This window comes from Streptosporangium sp. NPDC002721, assembly GCF_042888905.1.
In the GTDB taxonomy this organism is placed as follows: Bacteria; Actinomycetota; Actinomycetes; order Streptosporangiales; family Streptosporangiaceae; genus Streptosporangium.
On the sequence record NZ_JBIAQI010000026.1, the window covers coordinates 1 to 22,228 of the forward strand.

At 69.5% G+C, this 22,228-nt stretch carries 19 protein-coding genes; 7 read left to right on the forward strand and 12 right to left on the reverse strand.

Annotation, left to right across the window (positions count from 1 at the left end; genetic code table 11):
* Nucleotides 1-232 precede the first annotated feature (232 nt).
* Nucleotides 233-1,021 carry a PhzF family phenazine biosynthesis protein gene (locus ACFYWM_RS32405; RefSeq protein ID WP_389921528.1) on the reverse strand — a complete coding sequence of 263 codons (789 nt, stop codon included), beginning with the start codon at nucleotides 1,019-1,021 and terminating at the stop codon, nucleotides 233-235.
* 206 nt (nucleotides 1,022-1,227) lie between these two features.
* Here ACFYWM_RS32405 and ACFYWM_RS32410 point away from each other — a divergent pair, with 206 nt between their 5' ends.
* Nucleotides 1,228-1,620, forward strand: coding sequence for a cell division protein SepF (locus ACFYWM_RS32410; RefSeq protein WP_389921530.1), 393 nt, complete (start codon nucleotides 1,228-1,230; stop codon nucleotides 1,618-1,620).
* A 134-nt stretch (nucleotides 1,621-1,754) separates the two neighbouring features.
* Here ACFYWM_RS32410 and ACFYWM_RS32415 read toward each other — a convergent pair whose 3' ends face one another.
* From ACFYWM_RS32415 to ACFYWM_RS32435, 5 genes are all read right to left on the reverse strand, one after another.
* Complete coding sequence (locus tag ACFYWM_RS32415; protein WP_389921532.1) at nucleotides 1,755-3,443, reverse strand: hypothetical protein; 1,689 nt, start codon at nucleotides 3,441-3,443, stop codon at nucleotides 1,755-1,757.
* A 143-nt stretch (nucleotides 3,444-3,586) separates the two neighbouring features.
* Nucleotides 3,587-5,341 carry an arginine--tRNA ligase gene (gene argS / locus ACFYWM_RS32420; protein ID WP_389921535.1) on the reverse strand — a complete coding sequence of 585 codons (1,755 nt, stop codon included), beginning with the start codon at nucleotides 5,339-5,341 and terminating at the stop codon, nucleotides 3,587-3,589.
* The gene (locus tag ACFYWM_RS32425) at nucleotides 5,338-7,716 is read right to left on the reverse strand and encodes an HAD-IC family P-type ATPase (RefSeq protein ID WP_389921538.1); all 2,379 of its coding nucleotides are present in this window, start codon (nucleotides 7,714-7,716) and stop codon (nucleotides 5,338-5,340) included. Before ACFYWM_RS32425 ends, argS begins: the two co-directional genes overlap by 4 nt.
* 246 nt (nucleotides 7,717-7,962) lie before the next feature.
* Nucleotides 7,963-8,997 (reverse strand): phosphate acyltransferase PlsX, encoded by a 1,035-nt coding sequence (plsX, locus tag ACFYWM_RS32430; protein WP_389921540.1) that lies wholly within the window; start codon nucleotides 8,995-8,997, stop codon nucleotides 7,963-7,965.
* Nucleotides 8,998-9,069: 72 nt separating this feature from the next.
* Nucleotides 9,070-9,642, reverse strand: a complete 573-nt coding sequence (locus ACFYWM_RS32435) for a DUF1707 domain-containing protein (protein WP_389921543.1) — start codon at nucleotides 9,640-9,642, stop codon at nucleotides 9,070-9,072.
* Nucleotides 9,643-9,815: 173 nt separating this feature from the next.
* Here ACFYWM_RS32435 and ACFYWM_RS32440 point away from each other — a divergent pair, with 173 nt between their 5' ends.
* Nucleotides 9,816-11,147 (forward strand): KamA family radical SAM protein, encoded by a 1,332-nt coding sequence (locus ACFYWM_RS32440; RefSeq protein ID WP_389921546.1) that lies wholly within the window; start codon nucleotides 9,816-9,818, stop codon nucleotides 11,145-11,147.
* Between the two features lie 99 nt (nucleotides 11,148-11,246).
* Here the strand turns inward: ACFYWM_RS32440 and ACFYWM_RS32445 are convergent, their stop codons facing one another.
* From ACFYWM_RS32445 to ACFYWM_RS32460, 4 genes are all read right to left on the reverse strand, one after another.
* The gene (locus ACFYWM_RS32445; protein ID WP_329086969.1) at nucleotides 11,247-11,426 is read right to left on the reverse strand and encodes a hypothetical protein; all 180 of its coding nucleotides are present in this window, start codon (nucleotides 11,424-11,426) and stop codon (nucleotides 11,247-11,249) included.
* 103 nt (nucleotides 11,427-11,529) lie between these two features.
* Nucleotides 11,530-12,051 (reverse strand): YbhB/YbcL family Raf kinase inhibitor-like protein, encoded by a 522-nt coding sequence (locus tag ACFYWM_RS32450; protein WP_389921549.1) that lies wholly within the window; start codon nucleotides 12,049-12,051, stop codon nucleotides 11,530-11,532.
* Between the two features lie 270 nt (nucleotides 12,052-12,321).
* Nucleotides 12,322-13,185, reverse strand: coding sequence for an ABC transporter ATP-binding protein (locus ACFYWM_RS32455; protein WP_389921551.1), 864 nt, complete (start codon nucleotides 13,183-13,185; stop codon nucleotides 12,322-12,324).
* Nucleotides 13,178-14,119 carry an ABC transporter permease gene (locus tag ACFYWM_RS32460; protein WP_389921554.1) on the reverse strand — a complete coding sequence of 314 codons (942 nt, stop codon included), beginning with the start codon at nucleotides 14,117-14,119 and terminating at the stop codon, nucleotides 13,178-13,180. The genes ACFYWM_RS32455 and ACFYWM_RS32460 overlap by 8 nt, the downstream gene beginning before the upstream one ends.
* A 502-nt stretch (nucleotides 14,120-14,621) precedes the next feature.
* Between ACFYWM_RS32460 and ACFYWM_RS32465 the strand changes: the two genes are divergently transcribed.
* The 5 genes from ACFYWM_RS32465 (at nucleotide 14,622) to ACFYWM_RS32485 (ending at nucleotide 20,288) form a co-directional block, all read left to right on the forward strand.
* The gene (locus tag ACFYWM_RS32465) at nucleotides 14,622-16,253 is read left to right on the forward strand and encodes an ABC transporter substrate-binding protein (RefSeq protein ID WP_389921557.1); all 1,632 of its coding nucleotides are present in this window, start codon (nucleotides 14,622-14,624) and stop codon (nucleotides 16,251-16,253) included.
* A gap of 116 nt (nucleotides 16,254-16,369) precedes the next feature.
* The gene (locus tag ACFYWM_RS32470) at nucleotides 16,370-17,308 is read left to right on the forward strand and encodes an ABC transporter permease (protein WP_389921560.1); all 939 of its coding nucleotides are present in this window, start codon (nucleotides 16,370-16,372) and stop codon (nucleotides 17,306-17,308) included.
* Entirely contained in the window at nucleotides 17,301-18,245 is a 945-nt protein-coding gene (locus ACFYWM_RS32475) for an ABC transporter permease (RefSeq protein ID WP_389921563.1), read from the forward strand. Before ACFYWM_RS32470 ends, ACFYWM_RS32475 begins: the two co-directional genes overlap by 8 nt.
* 8 nt (nucleotides 18,246-18,253) lie before the next feature.
* The gene (locus tag ACFYWM_RS32480; protein WP_389921566.1) at nucleotides 18,254-19,291 is read left to right on the forward strand and encodes an ABC transporter ATP-binding protein; all 1,038 of its coding nucleotides are present in this window, start codon (nucleotides 18,254-18,256) and stop codon (nucleotides 19,289-19,291) included.
* Complete coding sequence (locus ACFYWM_RS32485; protein WP_389921569.1) at nucleotides 19,275-20,288, forward strand: ABC transporter ATP-binding protein; 1,014 nt, start codon at nucleotides 19,275-19,277, stop codon at nucleotides 20,286-20,288. The genes ACFYWM_RS32480 and ACFYWM_RS32485 overlap by 17 nt, the downstream gene beginning before the upstream one ends.
* A gap of 122 nt (nucleotides 20,289-20,410) precedes the next feature.
* On the opposite strand, the gene ACFYWM_RS32490 is transcribed toward ACFYWM_RS32485, so the two are convergent.
* A complete protein-coding gene (locus ACFYWM_RS32490) occupies nucleotides 20,411-20,914 on the reverse strand; it encodes a hypothetical protein (protein ID WP_389921571.1) in 504 nt (167 codons plus the stop codon).
* A 507-nt stretch (nucleotides 20,915-21,421) separates the two neighbouring features.
* Nucleotides 21,422-22,225 carry an S-adenosyl-l-methionine hydroxide adenosyltransferase family protein gene (locus ACFYWM_RS32495; RefSeq protein WP_389921574.1) on the reverse strand — a complete coding sequence of 268 codons (804 nt, stop codon included), beginning with the start codon at nucleotides 22,223-22,225 and terminating at the stop codon, nucleotides 21,422-21,424.
* Nucleotides 22,226-22,228 lie beyond the last annotated feature (3 nt).

The following is a 22,228-nucleotide window of genomic DNA, read 5'->3' on the forward strand; positions in this document are numbered from 1 at the left end:
TTCAGCGCCGATGGTACTGCACCGGGGACGGTGTGGGAGAGTAGGTCACCGCCGGACAATCGTTTCACGTAGGGCCCTCACCGTTGGTGGGGGCCCTACGTGCTTTCATGATCTGAAGAGAGAAGGGCCTCCACCGACGGTGGGGGCCCTTTTCGCGTTAGGGGCGTTGGAGGTTCTGTGGAAACGACGGCCAGCGGGCCGGCCGGAGCCACGAGATCCCGGACCCGAGACCCTAGACGTGCAGCTCGCCGGAGAGAACGGTCACCGCGTTTCCCGCGAGTTCGACGCGATCACCCCGTACGGCCGTGCGGACCACGCCTCCGCGCTGTGAGAGCTGGGCACCCACCAGTCTGTCGGAGCCGAGCTTGGCCGACCAGTACGGTGCGAGCGCGCAGTGGGCGGAGCCCGTGACCGGGTCCTCGGGAACTCCGACCCTGGGAGCGAAGAAGCGGGACACGTAGTCGGCACCGGGGCGCGAGGCCCTGGCAGTCACGATGACCCCCCGCGCGTCGACGGCCTCCAGGGCGCGGAAGTCGGGGGCGGTGGCGAGGACGGCCTCCTCGGACTCGACCTCCACGAGATAATCCCAAACATTTTTTCCTGTCCAAACAGGTTTAACTCCGAGCGCAGTGATCAGTCCCTCTGGTGGGCTCGTCGCTTGGAGTACTTTTGCCGGGAAATCCATGCTGATTAAACCGTATTTATCCCTGGTCACGGACAGGATTCCGCTCTTCGTTGAGAATTCGAGGGTTTCTGGGACCGTTCCCGTGGAATACAGCACATGCGCCGCGGCCAAGGTCGCATGCCCGCACAGGGCCACCTCGGTCACCGGCGTGAACCAACGGAGCGGGTACGGTCCGCCGTCCTCCGCTCCGAGCAGGAAGGCCGTCTCGGAGTGCCTCATCTCCGCCGCCACGGACTGCATCCAGGTGTCAGGGACCGGATTGCCGAGTACGCAGACCCCAGCGGGGTTACCCTTGAAAAATTCATCGGTAAACGAATCGACCGTGTAGACGAGCATGACGCGATGCTAGCGGCGCCGGAGATATCGGTTGAAGTTGGGTCAGGAGATCAGGCACAGTCGGGGATCAGGCAAACCAGTGCGGTAGCCGTACAAAGTGGAAATAAGCGCTGGGCGTGTCGCATGGCGAACTTCTTGTCGTCGGTTACCGTCCAAGGTGTAGGGACAGGCCGGGTACGGCGTGGTCCTGGCGAAAGGACGAGCCGATGGGGGCAGTGCGCAAGGTGGCGACCTACCTTGGCCTGGGCGGGGCCGAGAACTATGACGAGTCCTACGACTACGAGGAAGAGGTCGAGGGCGAGGAGGAAGACTGGCAGTCCGCCTCCGAGCGTGCGGCCAAGCGCTGGCGCGCGATGAACGAGCCTTCGCGGATCGTGATGCTGACACCGATGAAGTACAACGACGCACCCGTCATCGGCCAGCACTTCCGTGAGGGGCAGACCGTCATCATGGACGTCAGCGGCATGAGCACCGCCGAGGCCACCCGCATGGTCGACTTCGTCGCCGGGCTGGCGTACGGCTGCGAGGGGCGCATCGAGCGGATCGCGGAGAAGGTCTTCCTGCTGGCCCCCGCCGAGGTGGAGATCACCAACGGTTGACGCCGCGACGGCCTCGCCGGTACGGGGCCTGAGGGGCCTGAGCGATGACCGGACCCGGTACGCGTGCGAGGCCGACTCGGCACGCGTACCGATGGCGTGATCGCGCACTGCTGACAGGCCGGGTGGTAGGCCGGTCAGCCCGCTCGGGGGCCCCGGCGGAGCAGGCGGGTGAGCTCGGCCAGGTCGGAGGTCGCCGTCTTGACCCGGCCCTCCGACTCGTGGGCGTACTCGTGCAGTGCCCACACCGCGCCCTGGGCGAGCTCCCTGAGCTCGGCGAGCCGGCTGACGACGTACGCGGCGTCCGCTCGCTCACGCTGCCGCCTGCGCCACAGCCGGTAGGCGCCTCCCGCGGCCGGCAGGAGCGCGAGCGGTGCGAGGGGGAGGACGGAAAGCACGAGCGTGACCACCAGGATCACCGGGGCCAGGGCGAGCAATACGTAGGCCCCCCAGGGGCGGCCGCGGTCCGGTGCTCCCTCGGTGGCGATCCGCTCCTCGGCGGCGCCCAGCGACTCGGGATCCGGACCCTCGGGCCTGAGTGCCACCTGGTGACCGAGGATCGGCATGGTGACCGACTCGGGGGCCTCGGCCCGGGTGGCCTCGGCGAGGCTCTCGGCCGCGGCCCGCACGATGGGCGCGGCCACGTGCAGCGCGATCGCGGCCAGATAGGGGTGGGAGCCGGGGCGCAGGTCGTCGAGCAGGTGGCGGGTGAGCGACCTCACCGGCCGTTCGTGGACGCCGGAACCCGTCAGCTGGCGGAGGACGGTCAGCGGCTCGTCCTCGCTCCACACGACGGTCGCCTCGCCGGAACGGTCGGCCTGCGCGGCGGTGACGAGCGCGAGGTCGCCCAGGCCGCCGGCCGTTGCCTCCGTACGGTCGCGTGCCTCGTCGATCGTGCCGCCGTCCGTCCGGGCCACGGGGCCGCCGACGGCGCCGTCGCCTCCCCTGCTCTCGCGGGCCGAGGTGATCTCGGCGCAGCGGTCGAGCAGGTGGGCCAGCCGGGCCGCGGCATGCACGGGGGCGGCCAGCTCGGGGAGCTCGGCGAGGTCCGCGAAGTCGGCCAGGGCCGGTGACACGGCCGTGGAGGTGGAGGGCTCGTCGGGGATCAGGGCGCGCAGCCACCGGTCGGGCTCGGACGCGGGGGACGCCGCCACCGCGTCGAGCTTGCGGAGAACGAAGATCTTGCCCGCCGGGCCGTACGCCCCGCGGGCGGCGGCGAGCCAGAGGGCCCGCTGGCCGTGGGTCACCGGGTGGTCCAGGGAGAGCTCCCCGAAGGCGGTGCCGAGCCACGAGGCGTGGATCCGGTCGCCCTGGCCGGCCACGGCGAGGGCGAGGCAGAGGAAGAGCGCGGTCCGCCGCTCGTCACGCTGCGCGGCGCGTGCGAGGGGTTCGAGTGCCTCCTCGCCGCGCATGAGCAGCACGAGCGCCTCGACGGCCGGAGCCAGCCAGTGGTCGGACGCGTCCTCGAAGTCCGCCGGCGCGCCGGTGGGGACGGTGCCGGTGGCCAGATCGGTGAGGAGCGCGTCGACACGGCGGCGCTGCTCTGTCCCGGCGTGCGAGGCGTCTGTGTGTGAGGCACCCGTGTGCGAGAGCGCGGCGTGTGAGGCACCTGTGTGTGAGGCGTCGGTGTGCGAGGGCGCGGTGTTCGTACTCACGGCCGGGGTGGTGTCCGCGTCCGCGGTCGGATCCTTGTCCGCGCTCGCCGCCGGATCCGCACCCACCGTCGCGGTCAGGCCGGTGCTCGAACCCGCGCCGAGGCCCGCGGTCAGTTCGGTGCTCAGGTTCGCGGTGTCCGTGCTCACGTTCGCGGTCAGGTCCGTGCTCAAGGCAGAGAGCTCCCCGAAGTTGTGACCGATGACCGCGCCAGCGTATTGCGCTTCGGACATCCCCGCAGGGAGGCGCGCCGAACATGACTTTGCCAGACGATCGCCTTCATCTTCCCAATAAAGACGATCATCTGGTGGACAGGTTACATGCGCTCGGGAGCAGGGACGCCGAGAAGGCTCAGGCCGGTCTCCAGAACCTTCAGGGTCAGCGCGCACAGGGCGAGCCGCGAGGCGCGGGTGGCCGGGTCGACGTCGTCCTTCAGCACCGGGCAGTTCTCGAAGAACGTGGTGAAGGCGCTTGCGGTGTCGAAGAGGTAGGAGGCCGTCTTGTGCGGCGCCGAGTTCTCCGCCATCTCCTCGACGACCGCGCCGAACCCGAGGAGCTGCAGCGCCAGGGCGCGCTCGGCCGGGTGGCCCAGCACGATCGGGCCGGTCGTCTCGGCCGGGGTCACCCCGCCCCTGCGGAAGATGGAGCGGATGCGGGCCTGGGCGTACTGCAGGTAGGGGCCGGTGTTGCCGGTCAGGGCCAGCATGCGGTCGAAGTCGAAGACGTACTCACTGTCGTGGCTGACCGACAGGTCGGCGTACTTGACCGCGCCCATGCCGACGGCGTGTGCGATCTCCGTGCGCTCGGCGTCGGGGTAGTCGCTGTCCCTGAGCACCTCGGCGGCCCTGGTCTCGGCCTCGTCGAGCAGCTCCACGAGCTTGATGGACTTCCCGCTCCTGGTCTTGAACATCTTGCCGTCGGAGCCCAGCACGCTGCCGATCTGGACGTGCTCGGCCCTGACGTGGTCGGGCAGCCAGCCGGCGAGCCTGGCCGAGTCGAACACCATCGACATGTGCAGCGACTGGGTCGCGCCGATCACGTAGAGGATCCGGTCGGCCTTGAGGTCCTGGACCCGGTAGCGGATCGTGGCCATGTCGGTGGTGCCGTAGCCGTAGCCGCCGTCGCTCTTGCGGATCATCAGGGGCAGCGGCTGGCCCTCGCGGCCGGTGTAGCCAGGCGGGAAGACGCAGAGCGCCCCGTCGCTGAGGACGGCGATGCCGCGCTCCTGCAGCTCGTCGCAGACCTGGGCGAGCACGTGGTTGTACATGCTCTCGCCGGCGATGTCGTCGTCGGTCAGCGTCACGCCGAGCTGGACGTAGACCTTGTTGAAGTAGCGGACCGTGGCGTCCATGAAGATGTGCCACAGGCGCATCGTCTCGGGCTCTTCGGCCTGCAGGGTGACGACCCGGGTGCGGGCGCGCTTGTTGAACTCGGGGTCGGTGTCGAACTTCGCGCGGGCGGCCTGGTAGTAGGCGTTGCCCTCGCCGGCCTCCAGCTGGGCGACCGCGGTCTCCTCGCCGATGTCGAGCAGGTGCTCGATGAGCATGCCGAACGGCGTGCCCCAGTCGCCGAGGTGGTTCTGCCGGATGACCTTGTGGCCCAGGTGCTCGTGGACCCGGGCGAGCGCGTCACCGACGATCGTCGTCCGCAGGTGGCCGACGTGCATCTCCTTGGCCGCGTTGGGCGCGGAGTAGTCGATCACGATGGTCCGCGAGGAGGCGGCCAGGGCCACGCCGGTTCGCGGGTCGGCCAGGATCTCGGAGGCCCCCGCGGCGATCCACTCGTCGGAGAGGGTGAGGTTGAGGAAGCCGGGGCCGCTGACCTCGACGGTGCCGGGGAACGGGTCGTCCTGGGCGTCTCCGGCCCGGCCGGTGAGGTGCTCGGCGATCTCCTGGGCGACCTCCCGCGGCGCCCGTCGCAGTCGCTTGCTCAGGCTCATCGCGACGTTCGCCTGGTAGTCGGCGAACTGCGAGGGGCGGATCAGCGGGTCTGCGTCGGAGTATTCCGCACCGAAGGCGGCGGCCAGCGCCTGCTGGACGCGCTCGGTCAGTGCGAGCTGCGGGTCGGTCATGCTCCAAGGGTATCGGCTGGCCGGTCCTGAACCGATTGGATATCACCCGGGATCGGCTCCGTACGGCGGGATCGCACGATCATGAAGACGCCCGTCAGCACGACCCCGGCGGCGACGCCGAGCCCGGCCGCGGTGAGCCCGGCCGCGGGACCGCCGAGGGTGAGCGCGAAGAACTCGCGGGCGAACGGGACGGCGAGGGCGAGCGCGAACAGCCCGGCCATGGAGGCCACGAGCACCACCCGCCACCAGACGTACGGGCGGGCGACCAGGACCAGCACCCACCAGGCGGCCACGAACAGCGTGATCACCGCGGAGGTGCGGCTCTCCTCCAGGGTGGCGGACCCGCTCTGGGCGATCCAGTACGACAGGTAGACGGCGGCGGCGCAGACGATCCCGGCGGGGACCGCCAGGCGCAGCACGCGGGGCACGAAGCCGCTCCTGGCGCGCTCGTTGCTCGGCGCGAGGGCGAGGAAGAAGGCGGGGATGCCGATCGTCAGGGCGTTGACCAGCGTGGAGTGCCGGGGGGCGAACGGGAACGCGAGCCCGATGACCCCGGTGAGCAGGGAGAGCACGATCGCGTAGAAGGTCTTGGTCAGGAAGAGCCCGGCGACCCGTTCGATGTTGGCGAGCACCCGGCGGCCCTCGCCCACCACGGAGGGGAGGCTGGCGAAGCCGTCGTCCATCAGCACGATCTGGGCGACCGCCCGGGTGGCGCCACTGCCGGAGCCCATCGCCACGCCGAGGTCGGCGTCCTTGAGCGCGAGGACGTCGTTCACGCCGTCGCCGGTCATCGCGACCGTGTGCCCGCGCGACTGGAGCGCGCCGACGAACAGCCGCTTCTGGTGCGGGCTGACCCGGCCGAAGACGGTGTTGGCCTCCATGATCTCGGCGAGCTTCTCGGGGTCGTCCTCGGGCAGGGTGCGGGCGTCCACCGCGCGTTCCCCGCCGGGGATGCCCAGGGAGGTGGCGATGGCCGACACAGACTCGGGGTTGTCGCCGGAGATGACCTTGACGGTGACGCGCTGCCCGGCGAAGTAGGCGAGGGTGTCGGCCGCGTCCGGGCGGATCCGCTGTTTGAGCACGACGATGGCGGCGGCCTCGACGGTGCCGAGGTCGTCGGGGTCGCGCAGCGAGGCGACCCGGCACAGGGCGAGCACCCGCAGGCCGGTGGCGGCGAGCGCCCAGGCGTCGTCGTACTCGGGGGTGCCGGGCGGCAGGAGGACGTCGGGGGCGCCCAGGACCCAGCCGCCGTGGTCGTCGAACTCGGCGCCGCTCCACTTGCGGGCCGAGGAGAAGGGGACCTTGGCGGTGGTGGTCCAGCCGGGCGATTCGGGGTAGCGGACCTGGACGGCGCGGGCGGTGGGGTTGGGGTCGGGGTCGAGGTTGGCCAGCGCGGCCAGGGCCTCGTCGACGGGCAGGTCCTCGCGGAGTGGGCGGACCTCGTCGAGTTCCATGCCGCCCGAGGTGAGGGTGCCGGTCTTGTCGAGGCAGAGCGTGTCGACCCGGGCCAAGATCTCGATCGCGGGCAGTTCCTGGACCAGGCAGCGGCGCCGTCCCAGCCGGATCACGCCGACGGCGAAGGCGATGCTGGTCATCAGGACCAGGCCCTCGGGGATCATGGTGACGATGCCCGCGACCGTGCCGGTGACCGCCTCGCCGACGCTCGTCTGCCTGCTGACCTGGCTCCAGGTGAGCAGGGCGCCGATCGGGATGACCACCCAGGTCACGTACTTGATGAACCGGGTGACGCCCTCGCGCAGCTCCGAGTGGGACAGGCTGAACGCGCTGGCCTCCTCGGCGAGCCTGGCCGCGTAGGCGTCGCGGCCGACCCTGGTGGCGACGTAGCGGCCTCTCCCGGCGGCCACGAAGCTGCCGGACAGGACCTCGTCGCCGGGACGCTTGTGCACCGGGTCGGCCTCGCCGGTCAGCAGCGACTCGTCCACCTCCAGGCCGTCGGCGTCCGCCACCTCGCCGTCGACCAGCAGCTGGTCGCCGGGGGAGAGCAGGACGAGGTCGCCGAGCACGACCTGCCGGGGCGGGATCTCGGCGTCGGAGCCGTCCCTGCGGACCTTGACCGGGGACTCGTTGACGATGGCGAGCCGGTCGAGGGTGCGCTTGGCGCGGAGCTCCTGGACGATGCCGATGCCCGCGTTGGCGACGATCACCAGTCCGAAGAGGCCGTCCTGCCACTCCCCGAAGATCATGATCAGCACCCAGAGCGCGCCGATCACCCCGTTGAAAAGGGTGAGGACGTTGGCCCTGACGATCGCCGAGACCGATCTGCTCGACCGGCGCCTGACGTCGTTGACCTGCCCCGCGGCCACCCGCTCGGTCACCTCGGCCGAGGTCAGCCCACGGTCCGTCACCTGCTCCACGCGTTCCCCCGTCGATCTGCTGGGACTCAGGTTACGCGGGACCGGAGAACGCGATGAGTGGGTACCACACGATACGCCGGAAATGTCACTCTGGGTGAGCGGCCCGCGGGCGGGACACGGGCCGGAGGTGGCGCACGCGGGGTGCTCACCGGAGGCGGTACGGGTGCCGAGGTGTCAGGGGCGTGCCGCGGGCGGGGGCCGCCGGAGGTGGCGCGGGTGAGGACCGGCGTGGGTGGTGTGGGCGGGTCACCAGAGGCGGTGCGGGCGGGGGGTGGAGGCCAGGCGTTCGCCGATGCGGTTCACCACGCCCTCCTGGGCCAGCCTCGCCGCGAGCACGCAGGCGGAGCTCACCCCCTTGGCGTGCGAGGCGCCGTGCGCGATGACCACGGTGCCGTTCAGGCCGAGCAGCACGGCCCCGCCGTGGACCTCGGGGTCGAGCCGCCGGTGGAGCTCCCTGATGCGCCTCTTCTGCAGCAGGCCGCCCACCCTGGCCGCCCGGCTCTCGTTGATCGTCTCGCGGAGCTCGGTGAAGGCGTAGCGGACGCTGCCCTCCATGGTCTTGAGCGCCACGTTCCCGGTGAAGCCGTCGGCGACGATGACGTCCACGGTGCGGGCGAGCAGGTCGTGGCCCTCGACGTTGCCGGTGAAGTCGAGCCCCGGGGCGGCCGACAGCAGCTCGTGGGCCCGCTTGACGAGCTTGTTGCCCTTCTCCGGTTCGCTGCCGATGGTCAGCAGGCCGATCCTGGGGTGCTCGATGCCCAGCGCGGTCTCCGCGTAGGCGGCGCCGAGGTGGGCGAACTGCACCAGCATCTCCGGCTTGACCTCGGCGTTCGCCCCGGCGTCCAGCAGGACGGTCGGGGTGGGCCTGGTCGGCAGGGCGACGGCGATGGCGGGCCTGAGCACTCCCGGCTGGCCGCGGAGCCTGAGCTTTCCGGTGGCCACGATCCCGGCGGTGGAACCGGCGGAGACCACGGCGCAGGCGTCGCCCCGCCGTACGAGGTGGCAGGCGACGGCGATGCTGGACCGTGGGCGGCGAAGGCTGGCGAGGGCGCCCTCGTCCATGGCCAGGGCCTCCTCGGCGCGGACGATCGGGATCTCGGTGGTCGCGTCGTGCCGGGAGAGCGCCTCGGACAGGGGCCGGGGGGCGCCGACGAGCACGATGGAGATCCCGTGCTCTCGCACCGCCCGCACGGCTCCCGCCACGATCTCGTCGGGGGCGTTGTCGCCGCCCATCGCGTCCAGGGCGATCGGCAGGACGCCGGGAGCGTCGGTCTCTGGCAAGCGGTCACCTCGTGCGGGATGGTTTGTCCGCATCGTAGGCGGGCTTGGGACCGGATCGTCCTGTGGGGCCGATCAGGGAGTGCCGGGGAGATTCCAGTCGCTTCTCTCCCGGGAGACGATGATCTTGCCGAAGGTGGCCCGGCCGACGACCCTGATGACCGGGCCGTCCTCGTCACCCGTGCCGCCGGAGACGCCGCGCTTGGCGAACAGCGCGCCCACCTCGTCGATGACGTGGGCGTTACGGGGGACCCTGACGATCAGCTTGCCGCAGTAGGAGTTGACCTCAAGGGTGATCTCCCGGCCCGGCAGCACCGCGTCGGACAGGTCGACGATCAGCGCGCCGAAGGTGGCCCGCAGCGCGGTGTGCCGCCCGGCGATCCAGCGCCCGCCGCGCACGACCTTGCTGAAGACGGCGGCGACCTCCTGCCGCTCGGAGGCGACCCCTCGGGCGGGCGCGGTGATGTCGGGCAGGTCGCGGGTGATGGGGACGAGGTCGTCCGTCGTGACGGCGGTGTAGGCGGACGCCAGCCGGTCGGCGTGCTCGACGCTGGTCAGGCGGCCGGTGGCGAACGCCTCACCCAGTACCGCGGCCACATGGTCGCGATCGGCGTCGGAGGCGCGCAGAACGGGGTCGTAGGACGTCATGACTGCGAGTGTACGACTATTCAAGATATATCGCGATATTCACTTGAAGAAGAAATCGTGGAGATATGGAACCGCCCACAGGACGGTTTACGTCCGGTATATAAGTGTCTCCAGACGCGCGAGGGGCGGATGAGGTTTACCGCAACGGGGACAAAAACCGAGGCAAAGGATTGGTGATCTTGAGCGAAGCTTCCAAGCGCGGGTTCCGGGCGTACACCGTGAAACACCTCGACGACCTGCTGCGCAGGGGCGGTCTGGGTGACGACGAGCGGCTGCGGATCAGGGCGGTGGCGACGGTGCTGCCCTTCCGCACCAACGCCTACGTGGTGGATCGGCTCATCGACTGGTCGGCCGTCCCCGAGGACCCCATCTATCGGCTGGTCTTTCCCCAGGAGGACATGCTGCCCGAGGCGGACGTCACCAGGCTGGCGGGCCTCCTGCGGGCCGGTGCGGGGAACGCCGAGATCCAGGCGGCGGCGAACAAGGTCAGGATGCGGCTCAACCCGCACCCCGCCGGTCAGCTCGACCTCAACGTCCCGCGCGTCGGCACGGAGCCGGTGCCCGGCATGCAACACAAATACCCCGAGACGGTGCTCTTCTTCCCCAAGCAGGGGCAGACGTGCCACGCCTACTGCACCTACTGCTTCCGGTGGGCCCAGTTCATCGGGGAGCCCGACCTGAAGTTCGCCTCCGACGACGTCGACTCCCTCGTCCGCTATCTCAAGGACCATCCCGAGGTGACCAGCGTGCTGCTCACCGGCGGGGACCCCATGATCATGGGTGAGCCGGTGCTCCGCCGCTATCTGGAGCCGCTGCTCGGCATCGAGCAGCTGGAGTCGATCCGCATCGGCACCAAGTCGCTGGCCTACTGGCCGCAGCGGTTCGTCTCCGACCCCGACAGCGACGACACGCTCCGCCTGTTCGCCTCCGTGGTCGACGCGGGCAAGAACCTCGCCTTCATGGCGCACTTCTCGCACCCGCGGGAGATGGACCTCCCGATCGTCGAGGCCGCCGTCGCGGGGATCACGGCCACCGGCGCGGTCGTCAGGACGCAGGCGCCGCTGATCCGGTCGATCAACGACGACCCCGGGACCTGGTCGTCCATGTGGCGCAGGCAGCTGACCATGGGCATGATCCCGTACTACATGTTCGTCGAGCGCGACACCGGCCCGCAGGACTATTTCGCGGTGCCGCTCGCCAGGGCCTACGAGATCTTCAGGGACGCCTACGCGAGCGTCTCCGGATTGTGCCGCACCGTGCGGGGCCCGTCGATGTCGGCCACGCCGGGCAAGGTCTGCCTGGACGGCGTCGCGGAGATCGCGGGGCAGAAGGTCTTCGTGCTCCACCTCATCCAGGCGCGCGATCCGGAGCTGGTCGGACGCCCCTTCTTCGCGAGGTACGACCCGGACGCGGTGTGGCTCACCGACCTGCGCCCGGCCTTCGCCGACCGCTTCCCCTTCGAGTCTCCCCTGGAGTCGGCCGCCCCTCAGCGGCTGTCGGCCTGACCCGCCCCCGGTGGCCTTCGCCGGCCCGCGGGTGGTGCCGGAGGAGGCCCGTGGACGGCAGGGAAACCGGCCGGTGCGCACCGGCCGGTTTCCGCCGCCTCAGCGTCCGGGGCCCCGCACGGAGGTGCGACGGGCGATCTCGGCCTGGAGTCTGGCCATCTGCCAGTGCAGCTCGATGAGCTGCTCGGTCAGCTGGAGACGCGGAATCTCTGACGGGTCCTCGACGGACAGGTGGTCGATCGCGGTGGACAGCTCTCGCATCGCGCGCCCCCACTCCATGACGGCATCCTTGGATCGAAACAACGTTCGAATCATATCGGAACACCGAACACGCTGTCAGTCCATTGCCTCCCGTGTCCCGTCCCGGGACGTACCGTGGTTCCTAGTTCTGGTATTCGGGCGTCACGTATCCGCGGGCCAGGGTGTGGGCGGTGATGTTGAAGCCCACCACGGCGGGCGGGGTGTCGGGGCCGAGGCCGAGCTTCTCCACGTCGAGGGCGTGCACCGCGAAGATGTAGCGGTGCGGGGGGCCGGGCGGCGGCGCGGCGCCGCCGTAGGCGTTGTGGCTGTAGTCGTTGCGCCCGTGCACGCCCACGCCGCCGTCGCCCGCTCCCGCGCCGGCGGGCAGCTCGGTCACGTCGGCCGGGATGTCGAACAGCAGCCAGTGCCAGAACCCGCTGCCGGTGGGGGCGTCGGGGTCGAAGCACGTCACGGCGTAGCTGAGGGTACCCTCGGGGGCGCCGGACCAGCGCAGGTGGGGGGAGACGTTCTGGCCGGTGGAGCCCCAGTCGTTGAACACGTGGGTCTCCGCCAGGCGCTCGCCGTCGCGGACGTCGTCGCTCTCGACGGTCAGCGCGGGAACCCGGGGCAGGAAGTCGTACGGAATCGGTGGCCGCGTGGACACGATTCACCTCCGATGGAAGCGTCTTGTCGGTCGCTCCTCATCCTGCCCTGCGATCGGACCCGTAGTGATCGGGCGCCGTGCGTTCGGAGGGTGTGGCGTCCGGCCGTCGTCGCTGCGCGGCGGCGGCGGTGTCCGGACGTCGTGCGTGCGAGACCGCGGGCCCGGACGCCGGGGGTCCGAGGCCGTGGTGTTCGAGGCTGTGGCGTCCCGCGGGCCGGACGGTCAGGCCCTGTCGCGGTCAGCCCTTGTTGCGGTCAAGCCTTGTCGCGGTCAGACCTTGTTGTAGGCGGCGAGGACCGTCTGCGGGTCGCCGTCCATCTTGATCTTGCCCTTGTGCAGCCAGATGACCCGGTTGCAGGTCTCCTCGATCACGTCGAGGTTGTGCGCGACCAGGAAGACGGTGCCGGCCTCGTCGCGCATCTTCTTGATGCGGTCCTGGCTCTTGCGCCGGAACTCGCGGTCGCCGGTGGCCAGGGCCTCGTCGATGAGCAGCACGTCGTGGGACTTGGCCGAGGCGATGGCGAAGCGGAGCCTGGCGCCCATGCCCGAGGAGTACGTGGACATGGGGAACTGTACGAACTCCCCGATGCCGGAGAAGTCGACGATGTCGTCGTACTTCTGTTTGACCTGCGCGGGGTTCATGCCCATCGCGTAGCAGCCGAGCACGATGTTGCGCTCGCCGGTGAGCTCGCGCATCAGCGCGGCGTTCACGCCGAGCAGGGAGGGCTGGCCGTCGGTGTAGACGGCGCCGGAGTGCGGGGGCAGGAGACCGGCGATGGCGCGCAGCAGCGTGGACTTGCCGGAGCCGTTGCGGCCGACGATGCCGATGGCGTCGCCGTGGCGGGCCACGAAGGACACGCCGCGCACGGCGTGGACCTCCTTCATCTGCGGACGCCCCTGGCGCTTGACGAGGCGCATGAGGGCGTTGACGGCGTTGCCCTTCTCCGTGTCGCTGGCCGCGCCGTACACCCGGTAGATGATGTGCAGGTCGTCCACGATGACCGTGGGTGTGCCCTCGCGCTCGTCGGCGGGCGCGGGGGCGGGTTCCGGGTTGGGATGCACCCTGACGTCCGTGCTCGGCACGGCGGGCTCCTCGGCCTTCACTCGGGACAGCTCCTCGGTCAACTCAGCCACGGCCGTACTTCTCCTCGGCTCGCCAGAAGTACCAGAACCCGCCGAGCAGAGCGAACACCGCCCAGAATACGCAGACCGCCCAGATGTAGGGGCGGGCCGGGTGGGTATGCATGAGCAGGTCCCGCATGAGCTCGATGTACGCGGCGGCGGGATTGAAGTACATGATGTCGGCGACCCACTGGGGGAGACCGGCGCCGCCCGGGCCCACGACCTTGTCCTCGATGGAGAAGAAGACGCCGGAGGCGTAGAGCCAGGTGCGCATGATGAAGGGGAGCAGCTGGTTCAGGTCGCGCGCGGTGGAGCCGAACCGGGCGAGCACCAGGCTCGCGCCGATGTTGAACATGGTCTGCAGCAGCAGCGCGACCGGGATCAGCAGCCACAGCAGGGTGAGCTTCTCGCCGGTGATGAGCACCAGCCCGAACAGCACGCCCATGGAGATGAGCAGCTGCTGGAACTCCTGGATCGTGTAGGCGAGCGGAAGCGCGGCGCGCGGGAAGTGCAGGGCGCGGATGAGCGAGAGGTTGCCGGAGATCGCCCTGGCGCCGCCGCTCACCGAGCGCTGGGTGTAGGTGAAGACGAACATCCCGGTGATGAGGAAGGCCGGGTAGTTCGGGATGCCCTTGCTCGCGCCGAGGATCAGGCCGAACATCAGGAAGTAGATGGCGGCGTTGAGCAGCGGCGTGATGACCTGCCACAGCTGGCCCAGGGCAGAGTTGCTGTACTTCGAGACGTTGCGCGACGTGGCGTACGTCATGACGAAGTGTCGCCGTTCCCACAGCTGACGCAGGTAGACGAACAGACTCGGGCGTGCGATGGCACGCCGAAGTCCGTGGCGCGCGGCGAGCTTGGCCAGCGGCTCTTGCCCCTGCGCGGGGGTGCCGTTACTCGGGCCGCCCGCCTGGGGGCCCGCGATCGCGGATTCCGGCTGGCTCATGGCAAGGACTCTATTGGATGCGAGTGGATGAAGTGCCTGCGGCGGGGGTCCGCCGCACACATTGGACGGGATCTCCGGGCAACAGGTTCCAGGGCAATTGTGTGGTTCTCCACCGTGAGACCGGGTCCTCGGCGATCACGTCAGCGCAGGCCCAGGTCAGGGTCATGGAAGGGTAACGGATGCGAGCAGTACCGGCGCGGGGGTATTTTTGGCGTGACCGTTCATGTCCTACGTGTGCCTGGATGTCGTTTTCGTACACATCCGGGATCTTGACCTCGTCGAGTTGGCAGGTATGTGACGCCGAATCGGTTCATGCGTGACCGAACTGCAACATCACAGATATAAGTCGGTGTGGAGCGGTAGGGAATAGTCGCGATCGATCGGTGTGGCGTCAGCACCCGGACCGGAACAGCGGGAAGCAGGGACCACGAGATCCTCCTTCGCGGTGCTCGGGCCACGGACCCAGTGTCGACGCAAGCCTGCAAAGGGAGGATTTACCGCAATGCGTGTTACTAAGGGTGCGCGGCTCACCGCCGGCACCGCGTTGCTCGCCCTCGCGCTGACCGCGTGCGGCGGCTCGACGCCGTCGGACGGCGGAGCGGCCGCGGGCGACCAGCCCGTGCGCATGGAGCTCGGCGAGCCGCAGAAGCTCTTCTATCCCGGTGACACCACCGAGTCCGAGGGCTCCGAGGTCCTGGCCGCCATCTTCGCCCCGCTGGTCGGCTACGACGAGAACAAGCAGGTCGTGAACGAGGTCGCCGAGTCGATCGAGTCGACCGACAACACGACGTGGACGATCAAGCTCAAGCCGGGCTACACCTGGCACAACGGCGAGAAGCTGATCGCGCAGAACTACGTCGACGCGTGGAACTACGCCGCCAACCAGGACAACGTCCAGGGCGCCAACGGCTTCTTCGCCAGGGTCGACGGCTGGGCCGACCTGAACCCGGGCGAGGGCCAGACCGTCTCCACCAAGGAGATGAAGGGCCTCAAGGTCGTCGACGAGAGCACCTTCACCATCACCCTCTCCAAGCCGTTCTCGCAGTTCAAGACGATGCTGGGCTACACGGCGTTCTACCCGCTGCCCAAGGCGGCCTTCGGCCCCGACGGCAAGGTCACCGAGGAGTTCGCCAAGAAGCCGATCGGCCAGGGCTACTTCCAGATCGACAAGCCCTACAACAAGGGCACCGACCAGACGATCGATCTCACCCGGTACGACAAGTTCGCCGGGACGAAGCCGAAGTTCACCAAGCTCCAGTTCAAGCTCTACACGAGCCCGGAGACCGCGTTCAACGACCTGGCCGCCGGCAACCTCGACGTCCACGACTCGCTGCCCCCGTCGGCGATCGCGCGGGCCAAGTCCGAGCTCGGCGAGCGCTACCTGGACGAGGCGGACGCCGGCGTCGGCTACATCGGCTTCCCGCTGCAGTACAACAAGACGTACGCGAACGTGAAGGTCCGCGAGGCCATCTCCATGGCCATCGACCGCGCGACCATCGCCGACAAGGTCTTCTCCGGCACGCGCGCCCCGGCGGACGACTTCATCAACCCGCTCCTCGACGGCTACCGCGCCGGCGCCTGCGCGGCCTGCAGCTACGAGCCCGCCAAGGCCAAGGAGCAGTACGCCGCCAACAACGGCCCCAAGACGCTGGAGCTGGGCTACAACACCGACGGCCCGCACAAGGAGTGGATCGAGGCCGTCGCGAACAGCCTCCGCGCCAACCTGGGCATCGAGGTGACGGTCAAGCCCTTCGAGAAGTTCGCCTCGATCCTCGACGAGCTCGACAAGAAGACCTACGGCGGCCTGTTCCGCATGGGCTGGGCGATCGACTACCCGTCGGCGGAGAACTACCTGACCCCGATCTTCTCCACCGTCGCGATCAAGACCGGCTCCAACTACGCCGGCTGGTCGAACAAGGAGTTCGACGAGCTCCTGGCCAAGGGCGACACCGCGGCGACGCAGGAGGAGGGCCTGAAGTTCTACCAGCAGGCCGACGACATCCTGATCAAGGAGCTGCCGTACATCCCGGTGTACTTCTACCGGACCAACGCCGCGTTCTCCCAGCACGTCAAGGGCGTCAAGATCAATCTTCTCAACCAGGTCGAGTGGACCTCGGTCGAGAAGGCCAGCTGACGATCGGTTGAGGGCCGGGCGCGAGCCCGGCCCCACCGGTCGCCCGGGACGATCTCGCGGCGCCGCGCGACCCGCCGGTCCGCGAGATCGCCCCCGGGCACCTACGGGAGATACGAATGGGCCGTTACATCCTCAGGCGCCTGATCCAGTCGATACCAGTCCTGATCGGCGCCACCCTGCTCATCTACGCCATCGTGTTCGCGCTGCCCGGTGACCCCATCGCGGCGCTGGCGGGCGAGAAGCGCATGGACCCCAACATCGTCGCCATCCTGCGGGAGCAGTACCACCTGAACGACCCGTTCCTGGTGCAGTACTGGTACTACGTCGTCGGCCTGCTCGGCGGCGACTTCGGTACCACCTTCGCCGGTGTCGGGGTCGACGAGATCATGGCCGGCAAGTTCCAGGTGACCATCAACCTGGCGGCGACCGCCCTGGTGATGGAGGCCGTCATCGGCGTGGGGCTCGGCCTGTACGCGGCGCTGCGCCACGGCAGGGCCAGCGACTCGATGATCCTCGCCTCCACCCTGGTGCTGATCTCCGTCCCCACCCTGGTCACCGGCTTCGTGCTCCAGCTGCTGCTGGGCGTGAAGCTCAAGCAGGCAGGCATCGACCTCTTCCCCGTCGCGGGCGTGACGGAGGGCTGGCGCAGCTACCTGCTGCCCGGCTTCGTGCTCGCCGGGACGTCGATCGCCTACCTCACCAGGCTCGCCAGGAACAGCCTGGTGGAGATCATGCGCGCCGACTACATCCGCACCGCGGTGGCCAAGGGCCTGCCCAGGAACCGGGTCGTCGGGCGGCACGCGCTGCGCAACGCGCTGATCCCGCTGGTCACCTACCTGGGCGCCGACCTCGGCGCGTTGATGGGCGGCGCGGTGATCACCGAGACGATCTTCAACCTGCCGGGGATCGGCCAGCAGCTGTTCAGCTCCGTGTACCTGCGCGAGCAGCCGGTGGTCGTCGGCATCGTGACCGTCCTGGTGCTGATCTACATCCTTGCCAACCTGGTCGTCGACCTGCTCTACGCCGTGCTCGACCCGAGGATCCGCTATGAGTGACACTCTCGTCCCGGCCGGAGGGCAGACCGGGAACCCCAAGCACGGCAGGCCCAGGAGGGGCGCGAAGGGTGCCAAGGCGCCCAAGGCCGCGAGCCTGTGGAGCGACGCCTGGTACGACCTGCGCCGCCGCCCGCTCTTCATCGGGGCGTCCCTCCTCATCGCCGTCCTGGTCGTCATGGCGGTGTTCCCCTCGCTGTTCACCTCGGTGAACCCGTTCGACGCCAAGAACTGCAACCTGGGCGACGCCCGGCTGGGCATGGGCGAGGCCCACTGGTTCGGCACCGACAACCAGGGCTGCGACATCTACGCCCGCACCATCTACGGCGCCCGCAACTCGATCGTGGTCGGCCTGGCCACCACCGTCGTCACCGCGCTGGTGGGCGGCCTGCTCGGCCTCTTCGCGGGGTTCAGGGGCGGCGTGCTGGACACGCTGCTCTCCCGGCTCACGGAAGTGTTCTTCGCGATCCCGTCGATCCTCGGCGCCCTGCTCATCCTGGCGGTCTTCCGCACGGGCAACGTGTGGACCGTCATGCTCGCGCTGGCCGTGCTGACCTGGCCGATGACGTACCGGATCATGAGGGCGGCGGTGATCACCGCCAAGAGCCAGGACTACGTGGTCGCGGCGAGGGCGCTCGGCGCCTCCGCGTCGAGGATCATGTTCCGGCACATCCTGCCGAACGCGGTCGCCTCGGTGATCGTGGTCGCCACGATCAACCTGGGCTACTTCATCGCCGCCGAGGCCGGTCTGTCCTTCCTCGGCGTGGGCCTGCGCTCGCCCGACATCTCCTGGGGGCTCATGATCTCCGACGCCAGGGAGCGTTTCCTGGAGGCTCCGTGGGCGCTGCTGTTCCCGGCGCTGTTCCTGAGCCTGACGGTGCTGGCCTTCATCATGCTGGGCGACGCCGTCCGCGACGCCCTCGACCCGAAGCTGCGGTAGGGGGACCCGTGAAGAAGACCTCAACGTCGGTGGTGCCGTCCAGGGAGGCGCCGGGCAGCGAGCCGCTGCTCGCCGTCGACGACCTGCACGTGGAGTTCGTGACCAGGCAGGGCGTGGTCAAGGCGGTCAACGGGGTCAGCTACTCGCTGAACGCCGGGGAGACGCTCGCGGTGCTCGGCGAGTCCGGTTCGGGCAAGTCGGTGACCGCGCAGGCCATCATGGGCATCCTCGACTCCCCGCCCGCCCGCGTCCCCAGGGGCGAGATCCGCTTCCGGGGCACGAACCTGCTCGACCTGTCCGAGGAGGCCCGCACCCAGGTGCGCGGCCGGCGGATCGCGATGATCTTCCAGGACGCGCTCTCCGCGCTGAACCCGGTGTTCACCGTCGGGTCCCAGATCGGGGAGATGTTCCGGGTGCACCGGGGCGCCTCCAAGCGCGACGCCGAGAAGAAGGCGATCGAGCTGATGGACCGGGTCCGCATCCCCGCGGCCAGGCAGCGGGTGCACGACTACCCCCACCAGTTCTCCGGGGGCATGCGCCAGCGCATCATGATCGCGATGTCGATCGCGCTCGACCCCGAGGTGCTGATCGCCGACGAGCCGACCACCGCCCTCGACGTGACGGTGCAGGCCCAGATCATGGAGCTCCTGGGCGAGCTGCGGCGCGAGAGCAACATGGGCCTGATCCTGATCACCCACGACCTCGGCGTGGTCGCCGACGTCGCCGACAAGATCGCGGTCATGTACGGCGGGCGGATCGTGGAGAACGCCCTCGTGCACGACATCTACCGCAGGCCCGCCCACCCGTACGCCAAGGGCCTGCTCGACTCGATTCCCCGGGTCGACCAGAAGGGGCAGGAGCTGTACGCCATCAAGGGCATGCCGCCGAACCTGCTCGACATGCCCACGGGCTGCGCCTTCCACCCCCGGTGCCCGTACCGTCAGGACAACTGCGTCGTCGACGCCCCCCCGCTGTACGAGATCGGCCCGACGCGCGGCAGCGCGTGTCACTACTGGAGGGAGGTCCTCGATGGCAGCCACGGGTGAGCCGATCCTTGAGGTCCGCGACCTGGTCAAGCACTTCCCGCTGACCCAGGGCGTCGTCCTGCGCAAGCAGATCGGCGCGATCAAGGCCGTCGACGGGGTCTCCTTCGACCTGCGCCGGGGCGAGACGCTCGGCATCGTGGGCGAGTCCGGGTGCGGCAAGTCCACGCTGGCCAAGCTCCTGATGGCGCTGGAGCGGCCGACCTCGGGCTCGGTGCGGATCAACGGCCGGGAGATCGCCGACGCCAGACGCGGCGACCTCAAGCGGGCCCGCCGCAACATCCAGATGGTCATGCAGGACCCGTACACCTCGCTGAACCCCCGGATGACCGTGGGCGACATCATCGGCGAGCCGTTCGAGATCCACAAGGAGGTCGCCCCCAAGGGCGACCGGCGCCGCAAGGTGCAGGAGCTCCTCGAAGTGGTGGGCCTGAACCCCGACCACATCAACCGCTACCCGCACCAGTTCTCCGGCGGCCAGCGCCAGCGCATCGGGATCGCCCGCGGGCTGGCGCTCCAGCCGGAGATCATCGTCTGTGACGAGCCGGTCTCCGCGCTGGACGTGTCGATCCAGGCGCAGGTCGTCAACCTGCTGGAGCGGCTGCAGGACGAGTTCGGCCTCGCGTACGTCTTCATCGCCCACGACCTGTCGGTGGTCCGGCACATCTCCGACCGCGTCGGGGTGATGTACCTGGGCAAGATGGTGGAGATCGGCAAGGACGTCGAGATCTACGACCGGCCCGCGCACCCCTACACCCAGGCGCTGCTGTCGGCCGTCCCGGTGCCCGACCCCGAGGGGCGCGAGCGGCGCGAGCGGATCATCCTGCAGGGTGACCCGCCCTCTCCCGCCAACCCGCCGTCGGGCTGCCGGTTCCGTACGCGGTGCTGGAAGGCCCAGGAGATCTGCGCCGTCGAGGAGCCGCTGCTGCAGATCAGGCCCGGCACCGCGCACGCGAGCGCCTGCCACTTCGCCGAGACCCACGACGTGATCCACGCGTAGGGACGCGAGGAGCGGGGTCCCGGAACGGCGGAGGGCGCGGCCCCACATGGAATTGTGGGGACCGCGCCCTGTCTGCTTCACCGCTTTACCGCGGGGTGTCCGTCCTGCTGGAGGCCGTCCTGCTAGAGGATGTCGACGCCGACGCCGCCGATGCCGACAAGGCCGCCGATGCCGACGCCGTGGCCGACTCCGCTGCCGCTGCTGATGATGTTGCCACCGCCGCCGATGGTGTTGCCGCCACGGCCCCAGCCGCCGCCGCCCCAGCCGCCGCCCCAGCCGCCGCCCCAGCCGCCGCCGCTCCAGACGCTGCCGCCGCCGCCCCAGACGCCGCCGCCGCTCCAGATGTTGCCGCCGCCGCCGACCAGGACGCCGCCGCAGCCGGACGCGACGACGGTGGGGACGACGACGGGGACGACGGTGGGGACGACGACGGGCGGGCAGACGGTGGGAAGGGCGACGACGCCGCCGCAGCAGTCGACGCTGGACTTGGCGGCCTTGGAGGCCTTGGCCATCGAGGTGGCGGCGGCCTTGGAGGCCGTCGAGGAGGTGGCGGCGGACGCGGCCGCGGCCGGTGCGATGACGGCGATGCCGACACACGCGGAGGTGATGAGAAGACGACGAATCATTGTGGTTCCCCCTGGAAGGAAATCGTCGCGGCAGTTTCCGGGGCCTCTGGAACGGCCCGTCTGCACGCGGCTACTCAAAGTAACGGGAGTGAGACTATCCAGCGACATGCTTTCTAGAGGGTCAAGAATGGTCAGCTTGTGGCAATGATCGAGGGGTTGTGACCGAACGAAACTCGGTCGATCGCCGGTTCGATCCGGGCGCTTTCGACCTGTCGCGCCCCGTCGAATTCGTTAATTGCCAGCTCAGCTCGCATGTCCGGCCGGGGGAGCCTCCCGGCGGGCGGCGGGGTGGGAAGGGCCTGTTCCAGCGGGGAACCGCCGCGACGAAGCCCGCCGGAGGTGACGGGGAGAGCGACGCGTCGCCATTTTTTGAGGGGGATCGGGAAACGTCGCGGGAATTCCGTCATGTGTAATTACAGTGGAATCGGAATTCCAGCGGGAAAGACACTTCGCTGAACGGGCCGGCGCGGAGGTCGATTTCCTCTTAAATCGCGTTTGTTGCGCATTTCAGGGTGAGGGGGAGAGGCGCACGTGGGCCCCGGGCGGCAGGCCCAGCCGCTGGGAGGCGTCGCCGGAGTTGACCGCCAGCGCCACCAGCCCGGCCGAGTCGGTGAAGGCCACGACCTCCCCGGGCGGGACCGCGGCGAAGGTCTCCCTGAACGGCACCGAGATCCGCCGCCTGCCCAGCCAGACCACCAGCGTGTCTCCCGGCGAGACGTCCAGCGTCACCAGGTCGCCGGAGCCGATCGACAGCTGGGCGTTGCCGTGCCGGTCGATCGACAGCACCTCCCCCTCGACGTAGCCCTCCTGGACGGTGGAGGTGGGCGCGGGCAGCGAGACGAGCCGCTCCAGCGGGATCTCCGGGCCGAGCTCGGACGGAGGGCATCCGATCGCCAGGTGCGCCGCCACCGGGGCGAAGAGGTCGCGCCCGTGGAAGGTCGGCGAGACCGATTCGAGGAAGAGCTCCTTGTTGGAGAGCTCGTAGGCGGCACGCGCGCCCCCGCTGGCGTGGATCGCCCACGACAGCAGCCCGTTGTCAGGGCCCAGGAACATGTGGTCGCCGGCCTCGACGGCCACGGCCCTGCGCGAGCCGCCCCCGGGATCCACCACGGCGACGTGCACGCCGGGGGGAAGGTAGGCGATCGTCTGGGCCAGGATCGCCGCACCGCGCCGCACGTCCCCCGAGGGGATCAGATGGCACACGTCAATGATTCGCGACTCCGGAGAGATTCCGACGATCACGCCGTGACATGCGGCGATGTAGCCGTCTTCCAGTCCGTAGTCGGTGAGAAGGCTGATGACAGAGGTCACATC